Genomic DNA, 14,862 nt, shown 5'->3' on the forward strand with positions numbered 1-14,862 from the left:
AGTGGCGGCGCGAGGGCGAGCCGCACCTGTTCAACCCCGAGACGGTCTTCAAGCTCCAGCACGCCACCAGGACCCGCCGCTACGAGATCTTCAAGAGGCTTCGCCGCGGGCGGCCTCGCGCTCGGGGGCGCCGTCTCCGGTGGCCTGACCGGCCAGATCGACGCGCCACAGATCGTGGACATGGTCGCCCGGGTGGGCGGCGAGGGCGCCAGGCCCGTCGACTTCTTCGTCAACTTCCTGCTGTCCATGCTGGCCTGGATCGTCGCGGCGTACGGCATGGTGGCGGCGCTGCGGCTGCGCTCGGAGGAGTCGTCCGGGCGCGCCGACCTGGTGCTCGTGACCCCGGTGAGCCGCGCCCGCTGGGCGCTCGGCCATCTGGTCATCGCCGCCGCGGGCTCTGCGGTCGTCCTGGCCGCGCTCGGCGCGGCCACCGGCGTGGGGTACGCCCTGAGCACCGGCGATCTGGGCGGTCTCCCGCGGGTCCTCGGAGGAGCGCTGGCCTACCTGCCCGCCGTGTGGGTGATGACCGGGATCGCGGCGGCCCTGGCCGGCCTGCTGCCCCGCCTCGCGATCGCGGCCTGGGGCGTCTGGACGGTGTTCATCCTGCTCGACGTGTTCGGCATGCTCGGGCAGGTCGACGAGACGCTGCTGAACGTCATCCCGTTCGTGCACGTGCCCTGGGTCGTGCTGGGGCAGACGGCGGCGGTCCCCCTGGCGGGGCTGACCGCCGTCGCGGCCGCGCTGGCCGCGCTCGGTGTCGCCGGGCTGCGCCGGCGCGACCTCGTCATCTGATCAGCCGCCGCTGGCGGACGCGTCCGCCTCCTGGAGTGGTCAGCCGTCGTTGGCGGGCGCGTCCGGCTCCGGGAGCGGTCAGCCGTCCTTCGAGGGCGCGTTCAGTTCCTGCCACTTGTGCATCAGCCGCGGCACCTCGTCGCGCAGGAAGGCGAAGAAGCGCTCGATCTCCTCCAGCCGCGCGCCGGCCGGCGTCTCGGGGCCGAACACCGCCAGCCCGTCGTGCGCGCCCTCCTCGAAGCGGCGGTACACCTCATCGCTCGACAGGGCGGCCTTGTACCAGGCGGCCTGGTCGACGCGGTAGTGGTCGCGGCGCCGGCCCGGATCCCGCTCGCGGGTGATCATTCCGACCCGCATCAGGTATTTCACCGCCCCGGAGATCGCCGGAGGCCCGACCCGCAGTTGCTCGACCAGCTCGGTGGCGGTGCGCCTGCCCTCCTCGGAGACCAGGATCGCGGCGAACACCCGGGCCGCCATCCGGGGATAGCCGGAATCCGACATGATCATGGCGAAGCGCTCCAGGAACCGCGTGGCCGCGCTCTCCTGATCTCCCCCGGTCTCGACTGTCTCCGCCATCTCCGCCCTCTCCGCGCCCGCCGTTCGGTCCGATCGAGTTTACACAGTATCCATAGTTCACAAATTTCATGAATAATAAAAAACTGCTCGCTTGTGAGGAAAAATACATGGTCACCGGCCGGAGCGGTGGTGATGATCGGAGCGCCGGAAACTCCGAACGCGGCTGGAGGTGTCGTGTCCTGGCGTCCGCTCACCCTGACCGCGGTCCTGCTCCTGGCGCTGTCCGTGCCGGGCGTCGCCGCCGCCGGCCCGCCGCCCGAGGTGGAACCGCGAGCGGGTACGCAGGCGCCCGCCCAGGTCAGCGGCCTGTCGGAGCCCGCGCAGTCGGGTGATCCCGTCGCGGCGGCCAAGGCGCACCTGGCCCACCCGCGTTACCACCTCGACCCGGCGGACCTCGTCCCGCGGCGGACGGTCGTGGACGGGCGGGACGAGACGGTCAGGTTCGCCCAGCGCCACCGGGGGCTGCCCGCCTTCGGCGCTCAATACCTCGTGCGCTTCCGGGACAACGGCGGCCGTCGCGAGGTCGTCGGCGCGGGCGGTCGCTTCCCGACCGGGCTGAGCGTCGGCACCGCCCCCGCCGTCAGCAAGGAGATGGCCGAGACGATCGCCCGCGTCCGGGCGCCGGGCGACCGCCTCACGCGCGAGCGGGCCACGGCGCGGGCGGGCTGGTCGTGGCGCCACCGCCACGTGCTGGTCGGCGACATCACCGACCCGGGCGCGGTCCCGGACATGGCCGGCGACCGGTACGTGGTGTCCGACTCCACGCCCGACGGCGCCACGCCGCCCGCGATCATCACCGGACGACCGCACGGGGGCCGTACGGTGACGCTGTCGGAGGGCGGGCGAGCCGACCACTCGCCCGCCACGGACGGCAGGCAGGCGGTCTGGGCGTCGGCCGACCCCGCAGGCGGCTCGCGTACCTGCGGGTCCGGGACGAGGGCGGCGTGCCGCACGCCACGCCTGTCGTCCATGACCTGGCCACCGGCACCGAGGTCGTGATCCCCGAGCCGCCCGGCACGGGCACGCCGCCGCCGGAACCGCTGCCGACCAACGCCACCGCGCCCAAGCCGTTCCAGGTCACGGTCACGGGCGGCCCGTTGCGGCGCTATTCGTGCAACCGGGGCGAGCAGTCGTTCTTCGCCGCCGGGGAGGGCGCCGCCCTCGTCTGGCTCGACGGCACCGCCACCGACACCGACCTGGTCACCCGCGACGGCCCCGCCCACCCCTGCTGAACGACCGCTCGCGTGAGCGGCGCGCTCGCGAGCCGAGTGCCCGGTCAGCGGTAGGAGCCGATGAGCCGGGCGAGGTGCCTGCCGGCGATCTCCAGGGGCGCCTCGCTCTGCGACACCTGGGCGGACAGCTCCGCGCCCTCCAGCGTGTTGATCACCGTGTGGGCGAGGTCGTGCGCGACGTCCTCGGCCAGGCCCGAGCGGCGGAGCCGGTCGCGGACCACGGTGCGCCAGTTCTCGTACGCCTCCTCGGCCGCCCGCTGGATCTCCGGAGCGCGGCCCACGCTCTCCAGCGCGGTGGTGGTGACGGGGCAACCGTCCAGCCAGCCGGAGTCGCGCAGGCCCGTGGCCAGGTCGCGGGCGCAGGCGACGATCGCCGCGGCCGGGTCGTCGACGCGGTCGAACGCGGCGGTCAGGAACTCGGCGAACTCCCTGTCGCCGTGGCGGACCGCCTCGACCGCCAGCTCCCGCTTCCCGCCGGGGAAGAAGTGGTAGACCGAGCCGAGCGTGGCCTGGGCCTCCTGGGAGATCTGTTTGAGCCCCGTCGCCTCGTAGCCCTGTCGCTGCATCAGGCGGGAGGTCGCCCGGACGATCCGCTCCCGGGTGCCGATCTCGTGCTGGGTCCTCATGGCCTCAGCATATTGGATAGAGCGTTCGTTCTAGTGGTGTGCTACGGTCCTCCTCTAAATAGAGCGTTCGTTCTAGAGATGAGGAGATCGAGGATGAAGTCCGTCACCGTGATCGGGCTGGGCCCCATGGGGCAGGCCATGGCCGGCGCGTACCTGCGGGCCGGCTACGAGGTGACCGTGTGGAGCCGTACGCCCGGCAGGGCCGCGGAGCTGGAGGCGCGAGGGGCCGCGCGGGCGCGCACGGTCGAGGAGGCCCTGACCGCGAACGAGCTCGTGGTGCTGAGCCTGATCGACTACGACGCCGTGCACGCCGTCCTGGCGCAGGCCCCGGAGGGCGCCCTGGCCGGTCGCGTCGTGGCCAACCTGACCTCCGACACCCCGGACAGGGCCCGTGAGACGGCCGCGTGGCTGGCCGCGCGGGGGGCGGTGCAGATCACCGGCGGTGTGCAGGTGCCGCCCCCGGCCATCGGCACGCCCGGGGCGATGACGTACTACAGCGGTCCCCTGGACGCCGTGGAGACGCACCGCAGCGCGCTGGAGGTGCTGACCGGGATCGACCACCTCGGCGAGGACCCCGGCCTGGCGGCGCTGTACTACCAGATCGGGATCGACATGTTCTGGACGGCGCTCGCCGGCTACCTGCACGGCCAGGCCGTGGCGGAGGCCAACGGGATCTCGGCGGAGCGGTTTCTGCCCCACGCCGTGAAGACCATGGACCTGGGCTATTTCCTGGAGTTCTACGCCCCCCGCATCGCCGCCGGCGACCACCGGGGGGACGTCGACCGGCTGTCCATGGGCGTCGCCAGCCTGGAACACGTCGCGCGCACCGCGCGGGCGTCCGGCGTGGACGCCTCCCTGCCGGACGCCGTCCTGGAGGTCTTCCGGCGGGGCGTCGCCGCGGGCCACGGCCAGGACAGCCTCACGAGCCTGATCGACGTGCTGAAGCGGCCCTGATCCCGGGCTCGCGGGCCCTGACGTCCCCCGCCTTCGGGCTCCCCGCCGGTCTGTGAGGGGGGTGTAGCTACCTCCACCCCCTTGTACGCCTGGATGCATTCTCCCGCCATGCCCCCAGCTTTAGCGTCATGAGTGCACATTTCAGGACTCATCACGAGGGGATCGAGGATCAGCATGAGCGAGGTCACACGTCGCGGGCTCCTCAGCGGCGCGGCGGCGGTCGGCGGGGTGGCCGTGGCGGCAGGGCTGACGCCGGCCATGGCCGGCGCGTCCGTCCAGGCGGACGTCCCCGAGTTCGGCCCGGTCGTCGTACGGCGCGGCGACCCCCGTTACGAGGACCTGGCGGTGCGCCGGACGAACCAGCGCTTCCGCGCCGAGCCCGACTACTTCTACGTCCCGGGCTCCACGGAGCAGGTCGTGGCCGCCGTCAATGAGGCGGTCCGCGCGGGCCGTCGCATCACCGTCCGCAGCGGCGGCCACTGCTACGAGAACTTCGTCGGCGACGGCGCGCAGGTGGTGATCGACCTGTGTCAGATGTCGGAGGTCTACTACGACGACAAGCGCCGCGCGTTCGCCATCGAGCCCGGTGCCACGCTCATGCAGGCCTACCGCACCCTCTACTTCGGCTGGGGCGTGACCATCCCCGGCGGCCAATGCGGGGGCGTGGCCGCCGGGGGGCACATCGCCGGAGGCGGGTACGGGCCGCTGTCGCGGCGCGACGGGCTCACCGTGGACTACCTGGACGCGGTCGAGGTCGTGGTGGTCGATCGTGGCGGCCGGGCCCGCGCGGTGGTGGCGACCAGGAACCCGGCCGACCCGAACCACGACCTGTGGTGGGCGCACACGGGCGGCGGGGGCGGGAACTTCGGCATCGTGACGCGCTACTGGATGCGCGATCCGAACGCCCGCGGCACCGACCCCGGCAAGCTGCTGCCCCGGCCGCCGGCCACCGTCCTGTCGGGCGTGGGGATCTGGTCCTGGAACGGCATGACCAAGGAGTCGTTCCGCCGGCTGCTGCGCAACTTCGCCGAGTGGCACGAGCGCAACAGCGTCCCCGGCAGCCCGCACGCCTCCCTGTGGGGCTCCCTGCTGGTGCCCGGCCGCCAGTCCGGCGCCGATCCGGGCGGGATCATCCTGCCCGCGCAGATCGACGCGGACGTGCCCGACGCCGAGCGGGTCCTGCGCGAGCACTTCGCCGCCGTGGGCGAGGGGGTCACGCCCGAGGTGTTCGTGCCGCCACTGCAGCGGGACCCGTGGTTCCAGGCGGTCCGTACGCTGTCGCTGGGCGCGGAGTCGGAGTCGGGCCGGTACAAGGGCAAGTCGGCCTACCTGCGCGCGGCGTTGACGGACGAGCAGGCGGACGTGGCGTACGAGGCCCTGGGCACCGCCGGGGAGATCTCCTCGACCGGGCTGCTCTGGCTCCTGTCGTACGGCGGGCAGGTCAACCGGGCACGGCCGGAGGCGACCGCGACCGTGGAGCGCCAGTCCGTGCTCAAGATGCTCCAACTGGTGACCTGGACGCCGGAACAGGACGGGGCCGCGCACCTGGAGTGGGTACGCCGGCTGCACCAGCGGACGTTCGCGGCCACGGGCGGCGTGCCGGTGCCGGGCGGGAACTGCGGTGGCGCGTACATCAACTATCCGGACTCCGACCACGCCGACCCTCGGTGGAACACCTCCGGCGTGCCCTGGTCGACCATCTACTACGGGGACAACTACGCGCGGCTGCAGCGGGTGAAGGCACGCTGGGACCCGCGCGACGTCTTCCGTCACGCCCTGTCGGTACGCGCCCAGGGCTCCTGACGGTACGGGGACGGCGACGTCCTGGCCGCCGCTCCCGCACCCCCCGGAATTGTCCTAGCCCTCCGTCATGATGGCCCCGCGTGTATCCGCTCACTGATCACGAAGGAGCCGTCATGGCCGCCAACGACACCCCCGGATGGTTCGACTTCGGAGGGCACTCCTGGAAAGACCTCGCCCTCGTCCGCGCCGGGCTCGACGCGGGCATCGACCCGGACGACGGCGACCACTGCCATCTGCGCCCGCTCCACGCCGCGGCCGAGCGCGGCTCGCCGGAGGTGGTCGCCGAGCTGGCCGGCCGGGTCGCTGACGTCGACGCGGAGTGCGAGGGCCGCACCGCACTGTGGGAGGCGGTCTTCAACAACCGGCCTGAGAACGCCCGTGCCCTGGTCGCGGCCGGGGCGGACCCGTGGCGGCCGATGATGGGCGGCTGGTCGCCCGGCCGCCTCAGCCTGGCGGGCCCCACCCCCGGCCTGTTCTTCCCGTTCCCGCCGGGTCACGCAGTCCTGACCGAGGCCGAGACCGCCGCCGTCGTGGACGCCGAACGCCTGATCGGCGCGATGGACGACGTCGAGGACGACGGTTTCAGCCTGGCGTGCGTCGGCGGCATCAGCGCCGCCGAGGCGGCACGGCGCCTGGCCGCCGAGCCCGCCGATGAGGAGGAGCTGGAGGAGGTCCTCGACGACCCCGCGGACGACGCGGCCCTGCAGTTCGTCGGCTTCACCGACGTGCCCGGCGGCTGCGTCGTCAGCCAGCAGTGGGGCTACATGGCCTCGACCCCCGTCGTCATGAAGGCCCTGTCGGCGGGCACGGTCGCCTACGGCATGTACGCCAACCCCAAGAGCGGCAACCAGGGCTGCGTCTACCGCGACGGCCAGGTCGTCGAGTGGGACACCCACCCGGGCGGGGGCGACGTCTCCGCCGCCGACTCGGCCGCGGAGATCCTGCTCCAATACCTGTACGCCGGCTACCCCGAGGCCTACTGCTACGCCGGCGCGGGCCTGCGGCCGACCCACATGAGCGCGTTCACCACGGCGGACACACACCTGCGCCTCCCCGACGGGGACTACTGGCAGTGACCCGAACGCTTTTCTTCGGCCCGGCGGCGATTCCCCGATGTTCATCGCATTTTTTTCGCTGGTGCGGCGCTCTGTCCGGCTGAGCAAAATGATCGCCGACCGGCGCCGAGCGGGGGCTCCGAAGCCGCGGGCCGGCGGTTCGCCATCGCATCGGGGGCTCGTCTCAGTGCGTTTCCGGCCGAAGAAGGGTGAAGAGTGAACGGTTTGTCCCGCCTGCTGGCGGTGGTCATGGCCATGGCCGTGACCCTGGTGGTAAATGACAGCGCGCCCGCCGCGGCCGATACGGCTCTGGCCGTCAACCCCACTGCCTGGGCCTCCATCTCGTCCAAGCACCCCCATCGGTCCCACTGGGTGAAATACGACCCGGTCGGGAACGAGGATGACGACGCGTCCGTCGGCCGTACCGACGCGCCGCGCGAGATCACGCGGTCGTTCTTCGAGCTGGACCTCTCCGCCTTCACGGGCAAGCGCGTCCTGAGGGCCAACTTCGTCCTGTACGTCCGGGAGAGCGCGGCGTGCGGGCCCGCCGTCGAGATGTGGGAGACCGGCGCCGTCTCCGCCAGGACGACGTGGAAGAGGCAGCCCCGGTGGCTGCGCAAGGTCTTCACCTCCGAGGCCGGTTGCGGGCAGAAGGGATGGCTCATCTCCGAGGCGGTCAAGGACGCGGTGGCCCGCGGCGACCAGGCCATCACCTTCGGCCTGAGATCCGCCGACGAGCGGACCGCCGGGCGGTTCCTGTTCCGGACCACGCCGTTCACGGGCAACATCGGGCCGAGCATGTCGGTCGCGTACAACACGGTGCCCGACGTCCCCACCGGCCTGGACGTCACGTCCGGAGACTGCTACGGCCCTGAGGCGGGGCCGTATCTCCGCACGACGACCCCGTCCCTCCGGGCCACGTTGACCGACCCCGACGGCGGGAGCGGTGAAATCCTGCGGGGCCGATTCGAGTGGGCCGACGCCGCCGGCGACACGCTCGGTGAGGCCGTGTCCGCCGAGCTGTCGTCGGGCCATCGGCACTGCGTCACCCTGCCGGAGGGGCACCTGACCGACGGCGGCTCCTACACCTGGCGGGTCCGCGCCGAGAACTCCTACCTCGTCGCAGGCCCCGACGGCTACGAGACCTTCTGGGACCTGGGCCAGTGGTCCCCTTGGGCGCCGCAGCTCCACATCGACCAGGTGCCGCCCGCCGCTCCCCCGGTCATCAGCTCCACCGACTTCCCCGAGAACCAGCCGGGCGGTCGCGTCGGACTGCCCGGCACCTTCACCCTCGCCCCGAACGGCGTGAGCGACGTCGCCTCCTACGACTACGACTTCGGTCCTGGCGTCAACCCCGTGCGGGCGGGGTCCGACGGGACGGCGACGGTGACGTTCACGCCCACCCACACGTTCCCCCAGCGGCTGACGGCCCGGTCCGTGGACCGGGCGGGCAACCGCGGCCCGGCCGTGACGTACGCCTTCCGCGCCACCGCCGCGCCTCCGCCCGACGCCACGGGAGGTGGGGCCGGATGAGTTCGTGTTCGGGACCAACGGCGTCTCGGACGCGGTCACGTTCGGCCATCAGGTGATCGGGCAGGTGATCGCGGACGGATCCGCCACGATGACCCTCGCCCCTCCCAGGCGAGGGCTCACCGGCTCAGCGTCACCATGCTGAACACGGCCGGATCGCGTCTGTCCTCGACGACGTGCAGGTTCACCGTCGGCGGCTGAACCCGCGCTCTCCTCATGGGTTCGCGCGGGGGCTCCTCAGGGCGTGGACCGGCGTGCGCGTACGACGTGGCCGGCGCGGACCTCCACCTCCAGGTAGGTCTCCTCGTCGAGGGGGCAGCGGAGCACGGCGGCGCCGTCCAGGAGGCCCTCCTGGCGCGCCCATTCCAGGCGGACCACGGCGTCGGCGGCCTGGGCGGGCGAGGTGAGGGTCCGGCCGAGCACCACCGGCGGGGCTCCCCAGGGGGCGTGGACTCCCTCGATCCGCTCCAGGTAGACGCGGTGGAGCCACGGCGGGGCGGCCAGCTCGGCGAGCACACCCAGCGCCGCCCGCTCGTCCGGGACCACCACGATCCCCTCGGGCAGGGCGGCGCCGAGAGCGCGTGCCGGAGCGCCGACCCGCACCACGATCCCGGTGCGACCGTCCTGCGCGGCAACCGCCAGCCGCCCGGAGGGACGCTCCAGGCCACCGAACAGCCCAAAGAACCCGAGCAGACCAGGCTCCCTGAACGGGCCAAACCGACCGCGCCCGCCAGGCTCGCCGAAAGAGCCAGGCCAACCGCGCCGACCTGGCCCGTCGAAAGGGCCAGGCCGACCTGGCTGGCCGGGCTCGCCGAACGGGCCAGGCCGACCGCGCCGGCCAGGCTCGTGGAAAGGGCCAAGCCAACCGGACTGGCCGGGCTCGCCGGGCTCGCCGGGCTCGTCGGGGCAGCCGAGCCTGCCGGGCTCACCGAGCTGGCCGAAGGGACCGGGCGAGCCGGGTGACGCGGCGCGGACCGCCGCGACGAGTTCGCCCAGCGTGGCGCAGACCGTTGAGCCACCGGTCGGGCGGGTGACGACCCACCCTCCGGCGGTGGTCGAGACCCGCACCGCGCCAACCGGCCGCACCCGCCCGGCGGCGGTGACCGCACTCACGGACAAGGCGCCGGCTGCGATCGCAGGTGCGGCGGAGGACACGGCGGCGCTCGCACGCGCGACGCTGGCTGCGCTGGCAGAAGCCGCAGTCGCGGAGGCCGCTGTGGTAGAGGCGGAGGAGGAGGTCGCAGGGACGGGCGCGGCGGTGGAGGCAGAGGCGGGGGTCGCAGAGGCGGGGGTCGCAGAGGCGGGGGTCGCGGTGGGGGCGGTGGGTGGGTGGGGGGTGGTGGTGGTGAGGGTGGTGCGGAGGGCGGTGGTGATCGCGGCGCGGGCGGCGGGGGTGGAAAGCCAGGGGCGCGACCAGTCGGCGCTTCCCCGCTCGCCGCAAGCACCGCACATCAGCGGCCACCTCCCCTGGCAAGGTCGCTCATGGCATGACGTCCCCCGAGTTGGGCCCCAGGGTCTGGCCGACGTACAGGTTCCCGCCGGGGTCGGCGGCGAGCAGGACGGCCGTGGGCGCGACCTCCTCGGGACGCCCGAACCGCCCCAGGGGAAGCTCGGCCCGCTTGGCGCTCTTCCAGTCCTCGGTGATCCCGGCCACCATCGGGCTCTCCACCGGGCCGGGCGCGATCGCGTTGACCAGCACGTTGTGCTCGGCGACCTCCAAGGCCAGGGACTTCGTGAACCCGATGACCCCGGCCTTGGCGGCGGCGTAGTGGCAGAGCGAGCGGCCGCCCTTGATGCCGAGCTGGGAGGCGATGTTGACGACCCGCCCCCAGCGCCGCTCGATCATCCCCGGTACGACGTACCGGCAGCTCAGGAAGACCCCTGTGAGGTCCACCGCGATCGTCTCGGACCACATCGCCGGGTCCATCTCGGCCAGCGGCGCCTCGGTGAGGATACCGGCCGAGTTGACGAGGATGTCGATCCGGCCGAGCAGGCCGGTGGCGGTGGCGACGGCGGACTGGACGGAGGCCGGGTCGCTCACGTCCAGGGCGACGTGGCCGGCGGCCCCGGGGACGGTGGCGGAAATGTCGAGGTCGGCGACGACGACCCGCGCTCCCTCCCGCAGGTACGCCTCCGCGATCGCGCGGCCGATCCCGCCGGTGCCGCCGGTGATCAGGGCGGTCCGGTTCTCCAGGGCGGGCATGGTTCCTCCAGGCAGGACGGGAGAGGCGGTCAGGCGGGCATGCGGACGGTGAGCCCGCCGTCCACGACGAGGGACTGGCCGGTGACGTATTCCGCGTCGTCCGAGGTCAGGAACCGGATGACGGAGGCCACCTCGCCGGGCTCCCCCACCCGGCCCCAGGGGATGTCGTTCCCGGCGCGGGCCAGGCCGTCGGGGCCGAGGGAGTTCACCGGGTCGGACGACTGCGGGGTGACGATGAGGCCGGGGATCACGGAGTTGACCCGGATCGCCCGGGGGGCGAGTTCGACGGCCAGGCTGCGGCACAGGCCGATGACCCCCGCCTTGGCGGCGGCGTAGTGGGCGTGCTCGCCCCAGCCGTACACGCCGCCGGCGATGGACGACACGGCCACCATGGCGCCCGCGCCGCTCATGCGTGCGGCGGCCGAGCGCAGGGTGCGCAGCACGCCGGTGAGGTCCACCTGCAGCATGTCGTCCCAGGCCGCGTCGGTGAGGTCGGCGAGCGCCGCCCGGCGCAGCACCCCGGCGTTGGCCACGGCGATGTCGAGGCGGCCCCACTCGTCGATCGCGCGCTGGGCGAACGCCTCGACCTGCGCGGCGTCGCGTACGTCCACCTCATGGACCACGCCGGTGCCGCCGGCCCGCTCGACCTGCGCGAGGGTCTCGGCGGGGTCGTGCGGGTCACCGGGGTAGGCGCCGATGACCGTGTGCACGCCGTGGGCGGCGTACGAGACGGCGAGCGCGCGCCCGATGCCGCTGGCGGCCCCCGTGATGACGGCCACCCTGCCATGAAATGTCATGAGAAATCTCCCTCAGATCAGCCGGCCAGCGCGGGCATCTTGCGCGCCCCGAACATCACGAACCCGGACAGGAACGTTCCCAGCGCCCCCACGATCAGCGCGCCCTGGCCCCAGTCCGCGCCCGCGACGAGCATCGCCGTGATGATCGCCCCGGCCGCGATGGCGCCCGGCTGGCTGATGGCGTTGATGAACGAGGTCCCCGTGGCCCGGCAGCGGGTGTCGTAGCACTCGCCCATGTAGAACAGCATCGCCGAGTACGGCCCCACCAGGAAGAACATCCCCAGCGAGTACAGCGCCACCACCGCGAAGGTCCCCTCGGCGGCCAGCAGCATGGCGGCGAAGATCACGCCCGAGGCCATCCAGCCGAACCCGATCACGTTGCGCCGCCCCCAGCGGTCCCCGGCCCAGCCGTGGAAGACGTATCCGAGGTAGCCGACCGCGTTGATCACGATGAACATCAGCAGGGAGTTGGTGAACCCGACGCCCTTGCCCTCGGTGAGCACCGTCGTCCCTAGCACGCTGAACACCTGGATGCCGAACCAGTTGACGAACCAGGCGAACCCGAGGACGAGCGTGTTGCGCAGCGCCGGCCCGCGGAAGATCTCCGCGAAGGGGGCCGCCTCGCTCTCGGACACGCCGTACTCGCGGGCGAGCCGGCCGGCCTCCTCGCGCCGCCCCTCCTTGCGCAGCCGTTCCATCCGCTGCTGCAGCTCGAACTGCGGCGTCTCGCGCAGGCCGCGCCGCAGGAGCGCGATCACGATGGCGGGGAACGTCGCCAGCAGGAAGCAGCCGCGCCAGCCGACCAACGGCAGGAAGACGGCGATGAACGCGGCGGCCAGCAGCGTCCCCAGCGGCCAGCCGCCCTGGACGAGGCTGTAGATCAGTCCTCGCCTCTTCTTGATCTTCTCGTCGTCGGTGACGGCGTAGACCTCGTTCAGGTACGTCGCGTTGACCGACTGCTCGGCGAGCCCGAGCCCGCCGATGGAGCGGACGCCGATCAGGTACGCGGCGTTCATGGTGGCGGCCGACACCGCCGAGGCCAGCGCCGTGCCCGACACCGTGATGATCATGCCCTTGCGCCGCCCCAGCCGGTCGACCAGCGGCCCCACCCCGAGCACGACGATCGCGGTCCCCACCGAGATGAGCGTGGAGTACAGCGAGGCCTCGGCCGCGCCCCAGCCGAAGTGGCCGGAGATCTCCGGGAGCAGCGTCCCGAACATGATGTAGTCGTAGACCGCGAAGATCCACGCGAACAGCGCGATCACGGTCGCCTTGCGCGTTTCCCGCACCCCGAAGCGCGGCAGGCGCCCGGTGCCGGCACCGCTTCCCGGGACGTTCGGCGAGGTCGTTGTCATGAAGCTGCCCTTTCGAAAGAGCGGGTGGGGGGAGTAGGGCGCGTCAGCGCGGAGAGCGGGCCTTGAAGTCGTCGGCGATCTCGTCGAAGGTCGCCCAGCGCACGCCCTCGTGGCCGCTGATGTACTCGATGAGGCGCTCGTGCATGAGCAGGCTCTGCGGGCGGCCCGAGACGTCGGGGTGAATGGTCATGGTGAACACCGCGTAGTCCGACTCGCGGTAGACCCAGTCGAACTGGTCGCGCCACATCTCCTCGAGGTGGCGGGGGCTGACGAAGCCGTGGCTGTTCGGGCTGGCCTTGACGAACATCATCGGGGGGAGGTCGTCGAGGTACCAGTTGGCGGGGATCTCGATCAGATCGGTCTCCTCGCCGCGCACCAGCGGCTTCATCCACTCCGCCGCCGGGAGCGAGTAGTCGATCTTCGTCCAGGAGTCGCCGACGCGGACGTAGTAGGGGGTGAAGTCCCGGTGCATGAGCGAGTGGTCGTACTTGATGCCCCGCTCCAGCAGCAGTTCGTTGGTGACGGGCGAGAACTCCCACCAGGGGGCGACGTAGCCGGTGGGCCTGCGGCCCGCGTACCTCTCGACCAGGTCGATGCTGTGGTCGAGGACGGCGCTCTCCTGCTCGCGGCTCATCGCGATGGGGTTCTCGTGCGAGTAGCCGTGCACGCCGACCTCGTGGCCGCCGTCGACCACCATGCGGGTCTGGTCGGGGAAGGTTTCGATGGAGTGGCCAGGGATGAACCAGGTGGTGCGCAGGTCGTACTTCTCGAACAGGCGCAGCAGGCGCGGGGTGCCGACCTCGCCGGCGAACAGGCCGCGCGAGATGTCACACGGCGAGTCCTCGCCGCCGTACGAGCCCAGCCACCCCGCGACGGCGTCGACGTCCACGCCGTACGCCACGAGAATCTCCTTGGGCATGATCACTTCGTCCTTTCGGTTGGAGACGTCCGCGCGCGCAGTTCCTCGCGCACGCGGGCCGGGTCACGATGGCCGCCGAGCAGCGCGCTGAGCAGTACGCGGGCCTGCGGCGGGCGGAGGGTTCCGGTGGGTACGGCGCCGGCCTCGACGAGGTCCGCCCCTCCCCCGTTGCCGTAGAGGGCGGCGACGGGGCCGGCGTCGACCCGGGTGGACAGGGCCACGACGACACCCGACCCGGTCAGCCGGGCCACCTCGTCCCTGATCATCGGGTTGGCGTTGCCGGCGCCGAGCGCCTGGAGCACGATCCCGGTGGCGCCCGCCTCGGCCGCGGCGCGCAGCACGGCCGCGTCGCAGCCGGGATACAGCGCGACGATGTCGGTGCGGACACCCTCGGGGTCGAAGGCGTCCAGGTCGAGCGGCTTGGCGCGGACGGGCGTCATGGCCAGGCTCACCCGTCCGTCGCGGACCCGCCCGAGCGGCCCGCCGTCGGGCGCGCTGAACGCGGCCATGGCCAGCGTGTGGGTCTTGCGGGTGCCCCCGGCGGCGAAGATCTGGCCGTCGAAGCAGATCAGCGCGCCCAGGTCGCGCGCCCGCCCCGAGGCCGCCACCGCGATGGCGTCGGCGAGGTTGCGCGGCCCGTCGCCGTCCGGCGCGTCAGCGGGGCGCTGCGCGCCGGTGAACACGACCGGTCGCGGGTCGGCGTGGAACAGGTCGGCCAGGTACGCCGTCTCCTCCATGCCGTCGGTGCCGTGGGTGACGACGACGCCGAGCACGTCGGGGCCGGCCAGGGCCTCGCGGATGCTCAGCGCGACCCGGCGCATGTCCGTGAGCGTGAACAGGTAGCTGCCCGCGCAGAGCACGTCCACCCCTTCGAGCGCCACGCCGAGGTCCTCAGGGAGACGCCCGAGCAGTTCGCCCGCCGAGTCCTTGGCGAGACCCACTCCCCGCACGTTCCTGCGGGTGGCGATGGTCCCTCCAGTGGACAGGACGATGACCTTGGACACGCGGCGGCCTCCTTGC

General features: G+C 72.6%; 15 protein-coding genes and 1 pseudogene. 8 read left to right on the forward strand and 8 right to left on the reverse strand.

The window, feature by feature from the left end; translation table 11 throughout:
* Nucleotides 1–792, forward strand: a pseudogene (locus AB0I15_RS59725) (hypothetical protein); the annotation flags it as partial.
* Between the two features lie 78 nt (nt 793–870).
* On the opposite strand, the gene AB0I15_RS59730 reads toward AB0I15_RS59725, so the two are convergent.
* Nucleotides 871–1,368: a MarR family transcriptional regulator gene (locus AB0I15_RS59730; RefSeq protein ID WP_358118139.1), complete on the reverse strand. Its 498-nt coding sequence runs from the start codon at nt 1,366–1,368 to the stop codon at nt 871–873.
* Nucleotides 1,369–1,542: 174 nt separating this feature from the next.
* Here AB0I15_RS59730 and AB0I15_RS59735 point away from each other — a divergent pair, with 174 nt between their 5' ends.
* Both AB0I15_RS59735 and AB0I15_RS59740 read left to right on the forward strand, forming a co-directional pair.
* The gene (locus AB0I15_RS59735; protein ID WP_358118141.1) at nt 1,543–2,367 is read left to right on the forward strand and encodes a hypothetical protein; all 825 of its coding nucleotides are present in this window, start codon (nt 1,543–1,545) and stop codon (nt 2,365–2,367) included.
* On the forward strand, nt 2,313–2,600 hold the full coding sequence (locus AB0I15_RS59740; RefSeq protein WP_358118143.1) for a hypothetical protein: 288 nt from the start codon (nt 2,313–2,315) through the stop codon (nt 2,598–2,600). Before AB0I15_RS59735 ends, AB0I15_RS59740 begins: the two co-directional genes overlap by 55 nt.
* A 44-nt stretch (nt 2,601–2,644) precedes the next feature.
* Here the strand turns inward: AB0I15_RS59740 and AB0I15_RS59745 are convergent, their stop codons facing one another.
* On the reverse strand, nt 2,645–3,226 hold the full coding sequence (locus tag AB0I15_RS59745) for a TetR/AcrR family transcriptional regulator (RefSeq protein WP_358118145.1): 582 nt from the start codon (nt 3,224–3,226) through the stop codon (nt 2,645–2,647).
* A gap of 93 nt (nt 3,227–3,319) precedes the next feature.
* Between AB0I15_RS59745 and AB0I15_RS59750 the strand changes: the two genes are divergently transcribed.
* From AB0I15_RS59750 to AB0I15_RS59765, 4 genes are all read left to right on the forward strand, one after another.
* Nucleotides 3,320–4,180, forward strand: a complete 861-nt coding sequence (locus AB0I15_RS59750) for an NAD(P)-binding domain-containing protein (RefSeq protein WP_358118147.1) — start codon at nt 3,320–3,322, stop codon at nt 4,178–4,180.
* A 174-nt stretch (nt 4,181–4,354) separates the two neighbouring features.
* Nucleotides 4,355–5,983 (forward strand): FAD-binding protein, encoded by a 1,629-nt coding sequence (locus AB0I15_RS59755; protein ID WP_358118149.1) that lies wholly within the window; start codon nt 4,355–4,357, stop codon nt 5,981–5,983.
* 113 nt (nt 5,984–6,096) lie between these two features.
* The gene (locus tag AB0I15_RS59760) at nt 6,097–7,059 is read left to right on the forward strand and encodes an ankyrin repeat domain-containing protein (RefSeq protein WP_358118151.1); all 963 of its coding nucleotides are present in this window, start codon (nt 6,097–6,099) and stop codon (nt 7,057–7,059) included.
* Nucleotides 7,060–7,254: 195 nt separating this feature from the next.
* Nucleotides 7,255–8,571 (forward strand): hypothetical protein, encoded by a 1,317-nt coding sequence (locus tag AB0I15_RS59765; RefSeq protein ID WP_358118152.1) that lies wholly within the window; start codon nt 7,255–7,257, stop codon nt 8,569–8,571.
* Nucleotides 8,572–8,805: 234 nt separating this feature from the next.
* On the opposite strand, the gene AB0I15_RS59770 is transcribed toward AB0I15_RS59765, so the two are convergent.
* Nucleotides 8,806–9,084 (reverse strand): hypothetical protein, encoded by a 279-nt coding sequence (locus tag AB0I15_RS59770; RefSeq protein WP_358118154.1) that lies wholly within the window; start codon nt 9,082–9,084, stop codon nt 8,806–8,808.
* Here AB0I15_RS59770 and AB0I15_RS59775 point away from each other — a divergent pair.
* Nucleotides 9,049–9,531: a hypothetical protein gene (locus AB0I15_RS59775; protein WP_358118155.1), complete on the forward strand. Its 483-nt coding sequence runs from the start codon at nt 9,049–9,051 to the stop codon at nt 9,529–9,531. The genes AB0I15_RS59770 and AB0I15_RS59775 overlap by 36 nt on opposite strands.
* Before the next feature lie 517 nt (nt 9,532–10,048).
* Here AB0I15_RS59775 and AB0I15_RS59780 read toward each other — a convergent pair.
* The 5 genes from AB0I15_RS59780 to AB0I15_RS59800 are packed head-to-tail and all read right to left on the reverse strand — an operon-like array spanning nt 10,049 to nt 14,846.
* Nucleotides 10,049–10,771, reverse strand: a complete 723-nt coding sequence (locus AB0I15_RS59780) for an SDR family NAD(P)-dependent oxidoreductase (protein ID WP_358118157.1) — start codon at nt 10,769–10,771, stop codon at nt 10,049–10,051.
* 29 nt (nt 10,772–10,800) lie between these two features.
* On the reverse strand, nt 10,801–11,568 hold the full coding sequence (locus AB0I15_RS59785) for an SDR family NAD(P)-dependent oxidoreductase (protein ID WP_358118159.1): 768 nt from the start codon (nt 11,566–11,568) through the stop codon (nt 10,801–10,803).
* A gap of 17 nt (nt 11,569–11,585) precedes the next feature.
* Nucleotides 11,586–12,923, reverse strand: coding sequence for an MFS transporter (locus AB0I15_RS59790; RefSeq protein ID WP_358118161.1), 1,338 nt, complete (start codon nt 12,921–12,923; stop codon nt 11,586–11,588).
* Nucleotides 12,924–12,966: 43 nt separating this feature from the next.
* Nucleotides 12,967–13,842, reverse strand: a complete 876-nt coding sequence (locus tag AB0I15_RS59795; protein ID WP_358118163.1) for a polysaccharide deacetylase — start codon at nt 13,840–13,842, stop codon at nt 12,967–12,969.
* A 2-nt stretch (nt 13,843–13,844) separates the two neighbouring features.
* Nucleotides 13,845–14,846, reverse strand: a complete 1,002-nt coding sequence (locus AB0I15_RS59800) for an asparaginase (RefSeq protein ID WP_358118164.1) — start codon at nt 14,844–14,846, stop codon at nt 13,845–13,847.
* Nucleotides 14,847–14,862: the final 16 nt, after the last annotated feature.

The organism is Nonomuraea sp. NPDC050643, assembly GCF_040654715.1.
In the GTDB taxonomy this organism is placed as follows: Bacteria; Actinomycetota; Actinomycetes; order Streptosporangiales; family Streptosporangiaceae; genus Nonomuraea.